The 13,422-nt window shown below is 51.2% G+C and carries 14 protein-coding genes; 9 read left to right on the top strand and 5 right to left on the bottom strand.

Annotation, left to right across the window (positions count from 1 at the left end):
• Position 1 precedes the first annotated feature (1 nt).
• The gene (locus tag HFD95_RS08065; RefSeq protein ID WP_010247061.1) at positions 2-1,294 is read right to left on the bottom strand and encodes a lysine N(6)-hydroxylase/L-ornithine N(5)-oxygenase family protein; all 1,293 of its coding nucleotides are present in this window, start codon (positions 1,292-1,294) and stop codon (positions 2-4) included.
• A 10-nt stretch (positions 1,295-1,304) separates the two neighbouring features.
• Positions 1,305-2,858: an aspartate aminotransferase family protein gene (locus HFD95_RS08060; RefSeq protein ID WP_010670382.1), complete on the bottom strand. Its 1,554-nt coding sequence runs from the start codon at positions 2,856-2,858 to the stop codon at positions 1,305-1,307.
• A 440-nt stretch (positions 2,859-3,298) separates the two neighbouring features.
• Between HFD95_RS08060 and HFD95_RS08055 the strand changes: the two genes are divergently transcribed.
• Positions 3,299-3,610, top strand: a complete 312-nt coding sequence (locus tag HFD95_RS08055) for a type II toxin-antitoxin system HigB family toxin (protein ID WP_010247063.1) — start codon at positions 3,299-3,301, stop codon at positions 3,608-3,610.
• The gene (locus HFD95_RS08050; protein WP_010247064.1) at positions 3,607-4,020 is read left to right on the top strand and encodes a type II toxin-antitoxin system HigA family antitoxin; all 414 of its coding nucleotides are present in this window, start codon (positions 3,607-3,609) and stop codon (positions 4,018-4,020) included. The genes HFD95_RS08055 and HFD95_RS08050 overlap by 4 nt, the downstream gene beginning before the upstream one ends.
• Before the next feature lie 115 nt (positions 4,021-4,135).
• Here the strand turns inward: HFD95_RS08050 and HFD95_RS08045 are convergent, their stop codons facing one another.
• The 3 genes from HFD95_RS08045 to HFD95_RS08035 are packed head-to-tail and all read right to left on the bottom strand — an operon-like array spanning position 4,136 to position 6,319.
• A complete protein-coding gene (locus tag HFD95_RS08045; protein ID WP_033773374.1) occupies positions 4,136-5,509 on the bottom strand; it encodes a PTS ascorbate transporter subunit IIC in 1,374 nt (457 codons plus the stop codon).
• Between the two features lie 39 nt (positions 5,510-5,548).
• Positions 5,549-5,821, bottom strand: coding sequence for a PTS sugar transporter subunit IIB (locus tag HFD95_RS08040; RefSeq protein ID WP_061703161.1), 273 nt, complete (start codon positions 5,819-5,821; stop codon positions 5,549-5,551).
• A gap of 48 nt (positions 5,822-5,869) precedes the next feature.
• Positions 5,870-6,319: a PTS sugar transporter subunit IIA gene (locus HFD95_RS08035; RefSeq protein WP_010247067.1), complete on the bottom strand. Its 450-nt coding sequence runs from the start codon at positions 6,317-6,319 to the stop codon at positions 5,870-5,872.
• Positions 6,320-6,895: 576 nt separating this feature from the next.
• Between HFD95_RS08035 and HFD95_RS08030 the strand changes: the two genes are divergently transcribed.
• The 7 genes from HFD95_RS08030 to HFD95_RS08000 all read left to right on the top strand — a co-directional run bounded on the left by HFD95_RS08030 (position 6,896) and on the right by HFD95_RS08000 (position 13,419).
• Positions 6,896-7,630, top strand: a complete 735-nt coding sequence (locus HFD95_RS08030; RefSeq protein ID WP_010247068.1) for a GntR family transcriptional regulator — start codon at positions 6,896-6,898, stop codon at positions 7,628-7,630.
• 385 nt (positions 7,631-8,015) lie between these two features.
• Positions 8,016-8,504: a type VI secretion system tube protein TssD gene (gene tssD, locus HFD95_RS08025; RefSeq protein WP_064690961.1), complete on the top strand. Its 489-nt coding sequence runs from the start codon at positions 8,016-8,018 to the stop codon at positions 8,502-8,504.
• A complete protein-coding gene (locus HFD95_RS08020) occupies positions 8,504-8,866 on the top strand; it encodes a tlde1 domain-containing protein (RefSeq protein WP_071941147.1) in 363 nt (120 codons plus the stop codon). The genes tssD and HFD95_RS08020 overlap by 1 nt, the downstream gene beginning before the upstream one ends.
• Positions 8,863-9,438, top strand: coding sequence for a hypothetical protein (locus tag HFD95_RS08015; protein ID WP_064690796.1), 576 nt, complete (start codon positions 8,863-8,865; stop codon positions 9,436-9,438). The genes HFD95_RS08020 and HFD95_RS08015 overlap by 4 nt, the downstream gene beginning before the upstream one ends.
• A gap of 413 nt (positions 9,439-9,851) precedes the next feature.
• Positions 9,852-10,850 (top strand): MsnO8 family LLM class oxidoreductase, encoded by a 999-nt coding sequence (locus tag HFD95_RS08010; protein ID WP_033780263.1) that lies wholly within the window; start codon positions 9,852-9,854, stop codon positions 10,848-10,850.
• 23 nt (positions 10,851-10,873) lie between these two features.
• Complete coding sequence (locus HFD95_RS08005) at positions 10,874-12,025, top strand: amidohydrolase (protein ID WP_163641343.1); 1,152 nt, start codon at positions 10,874-10,876, stop codon at positions 12,023-12,025.
• Positions 12,026-12,105: 80 nt separating this feature from the next.
• The gene (locus tag HFD95_RS08000) at positions 12,106-13,419 is read left to right on the top strand and encodes an LLM class flavin-dependent oxidoreductase (protein WP_167430077.1); all 1,314 of its coding nucleotides are present in this window, start codon (positions 12,106-12,108) and stop codon (positions 13,417-13,419) included.
• Positions 13,420-13,422: the final 3 nt, after the last annotated feature.

Genomic DNA, 13,422 nt, shown 5'->3' with positions numbered 1-13,422 from the left:
CTCAGTGCTCCGATTTAGCCGGGAAGGTCTGGAAGGCAATCTGACGCTCGATCGGGTAGACCTCGCGTCCGGTCAGTTCGCGCAGCAGCACCGAGTTGCGGTAGCAGGCCATGCCGAGATCCGGCGTAACAAAGCCATGGGTGTGCAGTTCGGCGTTCTGCACGAAGATCTGATTGTGATAATCGATGCTGTAGTTGCGCTGCACGTCGTAGCGGCCTTTGTCATCCCAGCGCAGGCGGGCGTTGATGCCCTCTAAAAACATCGGTGGCTGGTAGTGATAGCCGGTCGCCATCACCAGTCCTTCGGTGCGACGGGTGAAGGTGCAATCCTGCTCCTCCTGATGCAGCGTCAGCTCGAACTCTCCCTGTGGCAGCCAGCGCATAGCGGTCAGCGCCGAGTGAGTAAACAGGTTAACGTTCAGATCGCCATCGAGCTGTTTTACATACATCAGGTCATAAATGTCGTTAATCAGGCTGCTGTTGATGCCTTTGTAGAGATTCTTGTGGCGCGCATTCAGTTCGTCACGGGTGCTGGCGGGCAGCGCGTGGAAATAGTCGACCCACTCCGGCGAGGTCATCTCCAGCGTGAGCTTGGTGTACTCCAGCGGATAGAAGCGCGGCGCGCGGGTGATCCAGTTGAGCTGATAGCCAAAGCGGTCGATATCGGTCAGCAGGTCGTAGTAGATTTCTGCCGCGCTCTGGCCGCTGCCCAGCACGGTGATGGAACGCTTCTGCTGCAGTTCCGCTTTGTTGACCAGATAGTGGCTTGAGTGCGTCAGGCGCTGGCGGTGCGGCTGGCTGCACTCCGGCATCCAGGCTTTAGGCCCGGTGCCGAGGATCAGATGTCGTGCCAGATAGTTCTGTTTCTGACCATTCCGGGTGTCGGTCACCTGGAGTTGATAGACGCCAGCCGCCTCATCGTAGCTGACATACTCAACGTGGCTGTTCCAGCGCAGATTAGAGAGCCGTGAACTGGCCCACTGGCAGTACTGATTATACTCTTTGCGCATCAGGAAGAAGTCTTCACGGATATAAAAAGAGTATAATTTCCCCTTTTCCTTCATGTAGTTAAGCAGGCTGTAAGGGCTGGTCGGATCGGCGAGCGTCACCAGATCGGCCATAAACGGCGTCTGCAGATGGGCATTTTCCAGCATCATGCCGGTGTGCCAGTCAAAGCCCGGGTTCTCATCCAGGAAAAGACCGTTCAGTCCCTCAACCGGCTCACTCAGACAGGCCAGACTCAGGTTGAAAGGGCCGATACCGATACCAATAAAATCGTAAACGGAATTATTCATTTCAGAGCTCTCACTGTTTCGCCGCGTTCAGCGCAGACGCACGTACCTGCTCGCGGCCATAGTGCGCGATCAGGCTTAGCACATCTTCGATGTCGGCGATGGTCGTGGTGGGATTTAACAGGGTGAATTTCAGGTACTGACGCCCATCGACTTTGGTTCCTGCAATCACTGCGTTGCCGGAGCGGAAGAGCGCTTTACGGATAGCGGCGTTGATTTCGTCGATCTGTGCGTCGCTGGCGTTTTTGCCGGGCACGTAGCGGAAAATCTGGGTGGTCAGCTCAGGCGCGTGCAGCACTTCGATAGCAGGATGCGCAGTTAACCGCTCATGAGCCGCCTGTGTCAGCTCTATCAGCGTATCGAAAGCGTCTCCCAGCGCCGCCGGACCCATCACGCGCAGGGTCAGCCACATTTTCAACGCATCAAATCGGCGGGTGGTCTGAATGCTTTTGTTGACCAGATTCGGTGTGCCTTCCTGCTGGGCGCTGAGCGGATTCAGGTAATCTGCATGGTGCGTGACATGCTTCAGATTGTGGCTGTCCCGCACAAAGAACGCACCGCAGCTGACGGTCTGGAAGAAAGATTTGTGATAATCGACGGTGACGGAATCAGCCCGTTCAATGCCATTCAGGCGTGAGCGATGATTCTCTGAGACCAGCAGCCCACAGCCGTAAGCGGCGTCAACGTGCATCCACAAACCATAATTGTCACAAAGACGGGCAATCTCCGGCAGCGGATCGATGCTGCCAAAGTCCGTGGTGCCGCTGGTGGCAACCACAGCAATCGGGATCAGCCCTTCACTGCGACATTTCTCGATCTCCTTAGCCAGGCACGCTGCGTCCATACGGTAGTGGGCGTCGTGATCAACGGCGATAACTGCGTCATAGCCCAGCCCTAAAATCGCCATCGATTTCTGGATGCTGAAGTGGCTGAGTTTTGAGGTAAACACTCGCCATTTCGACGCGGTCTCAGGCAGGCCGCGATGCTTAATCAGATGCCCCGGATGATGTGCCGCGCACCAGCTATCACGCGCCAGCAGCATTGCCATCAGGTTGGATTGGGTGCCACCGCTGGTGAAGATCCCATCAGATCCGGCAGGCAGGCCGATGCGGCCAAGCGTCCAGTCGATCACCTTCTGCTCAATCAGCGTACCGCCTGCGCTCTGATCCCAGGTATCGACCGAGCTATTCACCGCCGCCATAATCTGCTCAGCCATCAGAGAGGGCAGCACGACCGGGCAGTTCAGGTGCGCCAGGTATTTAGGGTGGTGAAACCAGACGGCGTCACGAAGATAGAGCTGGCTCAGCTCTGTCAGGGCGTCATCGTTGTTACCCAGCGGACGATCGAGATCGACCTCACTGAATTCCGCCGCCAGTTCATGGGGCAGGATACCGCTGAAAGGCTTCTCAACGCCGGTAACGGTACGGGTCATCAGCGCCAGCACCTCCTGAGTCTGCTGCGACCAGGCCGCCAGTTGCTGATCGTTAAAAATAGCCGTTTCGGCACCGCTGGCGTTGGATGCTGGCGCGAGATCCTGTGCCGCCTGAGTGGATGAGCGTAAAAGCATGTTCAGTTCCTGTGCGTTAATACCAGTGACCCTGCCGACGTAAGGTCAGCAGCGTTGGATGTCCGCTCAACAACTCCAGTAAACATAAAACTAACTAACCAGATAAAAACCCTGACCATTAAGTGGATTAGTGTTTTCACCTTAAAAAGAGTAAATACCGCATATTATTTGTGGATTTGGCAGCGTTAAACGCTTTGTTATATGCGGATGAGAGTGTAAATGTTAATCATTATCATTCAAATGTTTTGTTGTTAAATTTTATTTATTAGTATGTCTAATGTTGAAAATGTGATGTTGATCACTTTTCTGGATCGGAATAGTCCTTTTTTTACTAGGTTTAGCGCCAGCAATTCATTCAGAACTCATCTGCGTGTGTTCCATGTTGGAAACATTAGCTTTGTGGGTTAGAATGTTTCCAACATGGAAAGTTTGAGAGAAAAATGCATATCATCTCAAGAGGGCCGTTCAGGGAAGCGGCAATAATTTATCCAAATCATGCCTCCGCACTGGATGCGGCTTATCTGGTCCTAAGGGACGAAAACTTTGCCACGCCAGATGCGCTGAAAATTCGCTTTCAGAGCCTTGACCGCATGAAGTACCGGGAAAAGTGGTGGGTAATCGATGTGGGCGGAAACAGCCTGAGAATCATGTTTTATGCTGACTTTGATCGCGGCAAAATTTTTATCAAACACATCGTGACGCATGCGGAATATGACAAGCTGGTGAAGAAGTACCGGGAGAGTAAAGAATGATTACCGAAGCAATCCAGGCGACCAATGACCTGGTCAGAATTGTTCCCTTTCTGGGAGGCAGTACCGATAAAAGGGACTACGAGCAGGCGCTGGAACTGGTTGAATATCTGGTTGAGCACCAGCCGGACAGCCCGTTAGTAGAGATACTGTCTGATAAAGTCGCCCGATACGAAAACAGCGCCCCTGAGTTCGCTGCGTTTAACGCGCGTACTGATGCTATTCCGCGCGGAGTAGCACTTTTGCGAGTCATCATGGATCAGCACGGCCTGACTCAATCCTCTTTTGCGGATGAAATAGGGCAGCGCTCTTATGTCAGTCGTATCCTGCGTGGTGATCGTCCTTTGACGGATAAACATAAAGCCCGACTGGCAGCGCGTTTTAACCTGCCGTTTGAAGCATTCGCTGAATAACTTAGCCTGAACTTATATGAGTGCGGTTTTTTTTCTGGAAACTGAATGATGAAGGTATTCCGCAAACAATCAGAAAGCGCTCATTGCCCTTTCTGGTTGCCATTAAGCGTTACTATTACCCTGCATTCGTTTCTACAGGCACCTTCTTTTTAGCCGTAAAGTTATAAATCACTAACAAGCCAAAAATGCCGGTGATAATCATGGTGATGGTTCCCTTATCCATAAAGTGAGCCATATTACCCAGCAGGATGCCGGTGACGCCGAAGTCGGTATCCGAGAAGGTGGTGTTGGTAAGCCCTATCTGTCCGAGTACCGGCAGCAGGGCGACAGGCAGGAAGGTGATTAACAGGCCATGAGCAAAGGCACCGCAAATCGCACCACGCTTGCCGCCGGTCGCATTACCAAACACGCCAGCCGTAGCGCCACAGAAGAAGTGAGGAACCACACCCGGCAGAATTAATACCCAATGCAGCTGACCGAGAACAAACAACCCCACCAGGCCACCGACAAAGCTGGAGATAAAGCCAACCAGCACCGCATTCGGGGCGTAGGGGAAGACAATCGGGCAATCCAGCGCCGGTCTGGCTTCCGGAACCAGTTTTTCTGAAAAGCCGGTAAAGGCAGGGACAATTTCAGCCAGGATTAAGCGCACACCCTGCAGAATGATAAAGACACCCGCCGCGAAGGTAATGGCCTGGATAAAGGAGTAAACAAGGTAGTTCTGACCATTGCTGAAATTAGCCTCTACATAGTCTTTACCGGCAGACACCGACAAGATTAAGTAGATAATCATCATCGTCAGAGAGATCGAGATGGTACTGTCACGCAAAAAACTGAGGTTTTTTGGCATGTTCATCTCTTCGGTGGATTTAGATCCTTTGCCTACCAAAGAGCCGATCCAGCCTGATAAGACATAGCCAATTGTCCCGGTATGCGCCAGCGCGACATGGTCGCCACCAATGATCTTACGCATATAGGGCTGGGCGATCGCCGGGAAGGTGGCCATCAGAATGCCCAACAGCAGTGACCCGGTGTAAATAAGCTGAATACCTTCAAAACCAGCAACCGATAAAATAATCGCGATCATACAGGCCATATAGAACGTCACATGTCCTGAGAGGTAGATATATTTCAGTCGGGTAAAGCGGGCGACTACGATGTTGGCGACCATGCCGAAGGCCATGATCATCGTGGTAGGCGCACCATATTTTGCCAGAGCGATAGAGACCATCGCTTCGTTATTAGGAATGATGCCCTGAACATCAAACGCATGTTTAAAAATGTCGCCCAGTGGCGTCAGTGAACCGACCAGAACGGTCGCACCGCCTGCCAGCACCAGGAAGCCCAGAATAGTTTTTACCGTGCCCTTGATAACATCAGGAAACGGCTTCTTCTGCGCAATCAGTCCGAAAAATGCCACCAGTCCGACTAATATAGAGGGCACTTTCAGCACGTCGACGACGAACTGCAAAAGATTTTGAGTAAACATATTAACCTCGAGGGTAAGGTGTTTATCTAATTATTAGCGTCACTTTTTATCAAAATACTCACGTATTTTCTGCTCCACTTCTTTCAGGTCAATGATGTTATTAATGATGATGACCTTCTGTTCAGGAAGGTTTGCGCTATAAGCAATGTCTTTGGCCATAACAAAAACATCCGCCACATCGGGGGTGACAGAGCCGAGATCCGAATGTTCCACTTCAGCTTCAACACCGATCGTTTTAAGCACTTTCTTGATGTTCATTTCCATCATGAAGCTGCTGCCTAAACCTGAACCACACACCGCCATAATTTTCATATCAAACCTCATTAATTAATGATTAAAAGTCGCGTTTCAACGGGCAGACTAAACGCCTGATAAAATCGTCATGAGCGCTTCTTTACTGCTCGCATTGAATATCTGCGCCATGATCTCTTCATCGGACAGCACTTCCGCCAGTTGGGAGATCATTTCGATATGGCTATTACTGTCCGGTGCGGCAAACATGAAAATAGCCTTCACCGGGTCGTTCTCTTCGGAGTCAAATTTCACTGCTGTACCCAGCAGCACAATCGACAACCCCAGTTTGTGTGCGCCTTGTTCCGGGCGTGCGTGGGGCATGGCAATCTGGGGCGCGATGACAAAAAAGGGGCCGATCTCCTCTTTTTGCTGAATAATCGCATCAATATAATCCTGCGATATTGCGCCCTCACTGAGCAGAGGACGTCCCGCAATAACTAACGCTTCCTGCCAGTCAGTCACGCTTTCGACGTACTGGATTTTCTCGTTATTTAACCACTTAGCCAGGTGTGACATCGTCTTACTCCTCCTGTTTAAATGCGCAATAAAATTTAACTAAACGCATAAACCGTGTGGCGTTTGCCTGCTCCCGGTTGCGCATAACCCATCTCATATAAAATTTTCTCAACCGGAACAGGGCCTGTTATGCATTCCGATTTTTCATAAATTCCTGAGTATCTACAGTCAGTTTCCCTCAAAAACCCCGTTATCACTTTTTTAGATAAACTTTTTGTCAGCAGAGCGATACAAAAATCGAATGTAGTAAAAGGAGGTAACATCCTTAAAAGTCATGATTTTCATGGAGTTATTAAAAAAATATTTTCTCATTGTTCAGATGGGGTTATATTTCACAACGGTCATCACATCTGTACATGTTAAAGGTGTCTAGTCATCCTGATGATGTCCTTCGACGTGTACGGACACAACATGTAAAGTTAAAATATTGCTTATCAGGCTTAACATCAGTGCCAATTTGATAAGTTGATCACATATTCAGCTAGCGGAAGTGGTACTCATCCGGCAATGTCAGGCAGAACTGTACTGACACGGATTAGAGGGAGTCTGTCCTTCACTCAAACGGGAAGAAAGCCAATGGTTGATGGCATTACTGAAAAACAAAAAGAGGTTGTTGATTACATCCTCAATAAAATTAAGGATGATGGCCTTCGACCCGGAGAGAAACTGGATACCGAAATATCAATTGCCAAAAGTATCGGCATTACTCGCGCAACGGTGCGTGAAGCCACACGCATTCTGGTGGAGCAGCAGAGAATTTACCGGGTTAAAGGGTCGGGTATTTTTGTCGGTTCCACGGAAATGAGTAGCCAGGCGAACCGATATCATGTGCTTTCACCTTTTGATTATCAGGCGCAAAGAAATGGTCATAAAGGTGTAAGGAAAATCATATCGGTCAGCATAATCAAGGTTCCTTCTGCTGATATCGCTCAGGCGCTGCGTATTAAAAACAGCGATCAGATCTATAAAATTTTACGCCTGATGTGTTTCGATGACATCCCGGTAGCTCTGGAACATATTCACCTGCCGGTTAATATGTTTAGCAGCATGGAGTTCAGCAAGCTGGAACTGTCAAAATATGCCTACATTGAAGAAGTTACCGGTAAGAAAGTGCAGCTAAGGGACCAGCATTTAACGGCCGTCAATCTTACGGATACACAGTCGCTTACTCTGCTTAATTTAGCTGAAGGGGATGCTGTCATTCAGCTTAATGAAACTGTTTATCTCGACGACGGCGTTCCATGTGAAGTCAATGTGGCGCTTATCAACACCCGATTTTTCCCGTTGAAACAAAACTCGCAACGGCCTTAGAAAAATACGCTTTGGACACCTGTTTTTACGCATATCAACGCTATTACTTTGCGCAGACATCGACAGGCAAGCGATCCTGAATCAGCTGACTCCGGGATGGAGTTTGCGCTTTGGCATGTAAGCAAGTGTGCCAGGCAGCATGCTTTAATCAGCCGCTCTCGGTACCATCAGACAAAATGATCTTTCATCTAAAAATAAAGTTGTTCAATATCATTATGATTTTAATGTACATGAGTAATTACTTGATGGCTTAACTTGTTTTTTCGCTAAAAAACCCAAAGAAATGCCATCACTTGATTGATATCAAAAACCCTTCCAATACTCTCTTGCTAAAAAGATATAACAGATGATTATTACACTGTCTGATAATAAAAGGGAGTTTGTAATGACTATTCCAGTTTATCTATGGCTTATGGATGATAGTGGTAAAACCATAAAAGGAAGCGTTGATGTAAAAGGCAGAGAGGGAAGTATAGAAGTTAGCGAACTAATGCACTCTATTGAACAACCCACAGATACTTTAACCGGAAAAATCACTGCAAAATGCTTACATAGTTCATTCTCATTTATGAAAGAAATTGACAGTTCTTCTCCCTGGCTTTACAAAGCCCTGTGTACAGGGAAGACATTAAAGTCAGCAGTATTTAAATTCTATAGAATAAATAATAACGGACAGGAGGAGGAGTATTTTAGAACCAGCCTTGAGAACATTAAGGTTACAGAAGTAGATTCCCTGATGATGGATGTTAAAAAACACCAGTGGGCCAGGCACAATCATGCTGAGTTTATTGATTTTTCCTATAAAAAAATTACATGGCATTATCTGGACGGCAATGTCATTTATTCTGATTCATGGAACGAGAGGAATGGATAATGGCATGGGAATATGATGTCACAACACACACCTTCAGCCGCAATGGTGAAACATACACCGCAGATTACGCCGGGGCGACAGGTTATAAGAATGATTTTTCTCAGGAGTGCGTAAGCAGCAAAGGCCCACTACCCAGGGGCAGTTATACCATTGGTTCTCCGCATAATTCAGTTCATACCGGAAAATATACTCTCGACCTCACACCCGCTCTGAGCAATGCCATGTGTGGCCGCTCTGCGTTTCGCATTCATGGAGCAAGTAAGAAGCATCCGCTGGATTCATCTGAAGGTTGTATAATCGCTTCACTCAGTGTAAGAAAAAGCATATGGGCAAGTGGTGACAGGGAGTTAAATGTTAAATGAAATCACTTCTTATCATTACAATATTTTCTCCTGCTGTGATGGCTACTCAGATGACTGGCTTCGGCGCCAGTTATTATGATGACAAATCATCCGTCACTTATCACGACACACGCAAAGACTTAGTTCCCGAAGTAATCATTGGTGACAGGCTTTTTGCAATGGAGTTTAGCCGCCTTGAAGACATTGCAAAACAGACCGGAGCTGTGGTTAACCAGGATAATCAGGCATCGTGGCTCTGCCTCACATCCAGAAATGTAAACTTCTGGTTTATTTCGGATAATGAGATGGGGCAGGGAGACTTAACGACGATAGCCATTGCGAGCGAGGGAACGAAAAAAGAGTGTTCTGAATATAAAGGGTATTTGAATGTCTCTGTTACAGGTATCCCTTTACTCAACGCATCTTCAGACACTCTGTTCTCGACGTTCTCCAGTAAGCCAGAAGAGAAAATTAACCAATATTGCAATGATTCACGTCGATACGGAGAATTTACTCAGTTGAATTGCCTTCAATATTATCGTGAAAACAGCACAATCAAGGGCGTAATGATCAGCCAGGTTACGGCCAGTTAACAATATTCCGGAGGCTACATGCTGTGTAGCCTCTGACTTGTACGAATGCTTACAAGACTTATTTGCCAGCCTCATTTTTCTGCCCCGTTAAGAGTCGACTCAGTAATGCTCAATCCCTGATGAATGAAATTCCTGCAGTCGTGGCTAACAACTGTCATCTCTCCATACGTAAGACGATTTTCTGCAAACCTTTGCCATCTAACCGATTTTACTCACATGAATATCAGGCATCGAATAGCGTTATACGCAAAATATCTGCCTGATTTCCCGTTTCAGAGCCCGTTTTCCCTCTTTCACTTCTCACTGTTCTCCATTATGACGAAATCAATAATGCATAAAACAATATGATGTTTTACCAATGATCGACTGCGCAGCACACTGGTCTGCAACCGGAATAAACAAGGACCAGGTGAATGGCATATCGATTAAGTCTGTTAGATAAAGCGCCCGTGCTGCAGGGTGAATCACCCACCGCGGCGCTGCAGCGCACGCTGCAGATGGCGCAGCGGGCAGAGGAGTGGGGTTATCACCGCTTCTGGCTGGCGGAACATCACAACACCGCGCAGCTGGCCAGTCCTTCACCTGAGGTATTGATTGCCTGGATCATTGCCCAGACACGACATATTCGCGTCGGATCGGGCGGCGTGATGTTGCAGCACTACAGCCCTTATAAAGTGGCAGAGAACTTTAATCTGCTCGCTTCGCTGGCGCCGGGCCGCATTGACCTCGGCGTGGGCAAAGCGCCGGGCGGACTTCCACTCTCCACCCATGCGCTGCAACAGGGTGTTGATGCCGCTAAAAAAGGGAGCTTTGCCGAACAGCTTCAGCTGCTGGATAGCTGGCTGAAGCCCGGTCAGGCTGATCCTGACGATGAGGGTTTAGCCGCCACGCCACTGCCGTCACGTCCGGCGAACCGTTTTCTGCTGGGTGCCAGTGAAGAGAGCGCCCGTCTGGCCGCGAGTCTGGGCTGGCAGTTTGTCTTTGCCGCTCACCTCAATGGCGACCGCCAGTTACTGGAGCATGCGCTGAGTACCTACTCCCGCCTGAGCCAGGGTCAGCGCGCCCTGGTGGCCGTGCAGGTGGTGGTAGCCGACTCACCCGCCGGGGCTGACCTGCTGGTAGCCAATCTTCGTCACTACCATGTAGCGGTGAAAGATGGCCCCAGCGTCAACGTCGCCAGTCTGGAACAGGCGGAGCGCTATGTGCGTCAGGGCGGATACCGCGATTATCAGATTGAGCCGCGCACGCCGTCACTTCTGAAAGGCACGGCGGCGCAGGTTCATGCCCAGCTGGACGCGCTGCATCATAATTTTGACATTGATGAGTTTGTTATCGACACGCCGATTACTGAGCCGGTTGCACGTCTGCAGTCACTTGAACTGCTGGCCACGCATCATCTGGTCGCAGCCTGAATCCCCGTCAGTGGAGAGTCATCATGAACCCTGAGTCACAACTGATTGAATGGCGACGCGAACTGCACACCTGGCCGGAGCTGTCGGGTCAGGAGTTCGCCACCACCGCGCGACTGCGGGGCTGGTTGCAGGCGGCGGGCATCCGGCTGCTGGACTATCCACTGGAAACCGGCGTGGTGGCAGAAATTGGCAGCGGAGAGACGGTGATCGCGCTGCGCGCCGACATCGATGCGCTGCCGATCCATGAGGCGAGCGGGGTGCGTTTTCACTCCCGCCATCCTGGCGTGATGCACGCCTGCGGCCATGACCTGCACAGCGCGGTGATGCTGGGTGCGGCGTTACAGCTCAACGCACAAGCCGATCGGTTAGCTGGCCGGGTGCGCATCCTGTTTCAGCCCGCTGAAGAGATAGCGCGCGGGGCGCGTCATTTCATTGAGGCAGGCGTACTGGATGAGGTGCAGGCTATCTTCGGGATGCACAACGAGCCTTCGCTGCCCGTCGGCACCTTTGCCACCCGCAGCGGGGCGTTCTACGCGAATGCTGACAAATTTATTATCCACGTCACCGGCAAAGGCGCACATGCCGCGTATCCGGAGCAGGGTGTCGACAGCATTGTGACGGCCAGCCAGATTATCCAGGCGTTACAGGGGCTCACCAGCCGCAGCTTCAATGCCCTGGACAGTCTGGTACTGAGCATTACCCGCATCGACGGCGGCAAAAGCTGGAATGTATTACCCGGCGGCGTTGAGTTTGGCGGCACGGCCCGAACCCACGATTTACAGGTGCGCGCCGAACTGGAACAGCGGGTGCGCACGCTGGTTGAGCACTTCGCCGAAGCCAATGGCGCGCAGGCAACCCTGAGCTGGCATCCTGGCCCGCCAGTGCTGATCAACGATGCGCACTGGGCGACCTTCAGCAGCGAAGTGGCGCAGCAGGCGGGCTATCGGGTGCAGACCGCCGATCTCCATCTGCTGGGTGAGGATTTTGCCTTCTATCTGCAACAGGTGCCGGGGGCGTTTGTCAGCATCGGCAGCGCCAGTGACTTTGGTCTGCACCATGCCAGCTTTACCCCGGATGAGGCGCTGATTGCGCCCGCCGCCGACTACTTCGCCCGACTGGCTCGCCAGGCGCTGCAACATCTTAACGCGCGATGTCGGGAAGCCATTCTGAACTGAATTCATCTGCAACCCGTTACAGCACGATGGTTCTGACCACCGTCGTCGGGCATCGCTACGACTAAAAAAGAGAGAGCATCATGACCACAAGACAACTTCGGCTGGGTACCATTCTGCATGGCGCATCGGGAAACATGTCTGCCTGGCGCCATCCGGCGGCGCAGGCCGATGCCAGTATTAATCTGGATTACGCCAAAAAAATCGCCCGCAAGGCGGAGCAGGGCAAACTCGATTTTCTGTTTGTCGCCGACGGGTTGTTTATTAACGAAAAGTCGATCCCGCACTTTCTGAATCGCTTTGAGCCGCTGACGCTGCTCTCGGCGCTGGCGGGCGTCACTGAACATCTGGGGCTGGTTGGCACGGTATCGACCTCTTACAGCGAGCCCTTCACCGTGGCGCGTCAGTTTGCCAGCCTTGATCACCTCAGCGGCGGGCGTGCGGGCTGGAACGTGGTGACGTCACCGCTGGAAGGCTCGGCCAAAAACTTCTCGCGTCAGCAGCACCCGGAGCACGCATTGCGTTACCGCATTGCCGATGAGTATCTGCAGGTGGTGAAAGGATTGTGGGATTCGTGGGAGCAGGATGCTTTTGTACGTGATAAGGCCAGCGGACAATTTTTCGATCCGGCGAAGCTGCACACGCTCGATCATCACGGTGATTTCTTCCAGGTGCAGGGGCCGCTGAACATCGCCCGCACGCCGCAGGGTCGTCCGATTATCTTCCAGGCTGGCGCGTCCGACGACGGTAAAAAACTGGCAGCGCGTCATGCTGACGCCATCTTCACCCATCAGCCGACGCGTGAAGAGGCGCAGGCATTTTACCAGGATGTGAAACAGCAACTGGTGGCGAATGGCCGTCAGCCAGACGATTTGCACATCTTCCAGGGTGTCAGCGTGATTGTTGGCGATGATGCCGAGGACGTGGAACGCCAGTATCAGACCACGGCGGCGCTGGTGTCGATTACCGATGCGCTTAACTACCTCGGGCGTTTCTTCGACCATCACGACTTCTCTCAGTACCCGCTGGATCAGCCGTTCCCGGATATCGGTGACATCGGTCAGAACAGCTTCCGCAGCACCACCGACGAGATCAAACGCAAAGCACAGCAGCATGGGCATACCCTGCGCCAAGCCGCACTGGAAGCGGCAACGCCACGCCCGCTGTTTCACGGCACGCCGGAAGAGGTGGCGGATGGCCTGCAGCTCTGGTTTGAAACCCAGGCTACTGACGGCTTCATCATTAATGGCGGCACGCCCGATACCTTTGAACGTTTTGTTGACCGCGTGGGGCCGATTTTGCAGGCTCGCGGTCTGACGCGCCGCGACTATCCGGGCAGCACGCTTCGTGACAGCTTCGCCCTGAAACAACCCGTTAATCAGTTCACCTCACAATAAGAG

The organism is Pantoea sp. EKM10T (assembly GCF_011800685.1).
Taxonomy (GTDB): domain Bacteria; phylum Pseudomonadota; class Gammaproteobacteria; order Enterobacterales; family Enterobacteriaceae; genus Pantoea; species Pantoea agglomerans.
This window is presented reverse-complemented; position numbering and strand designations above follow the sequence as displayed.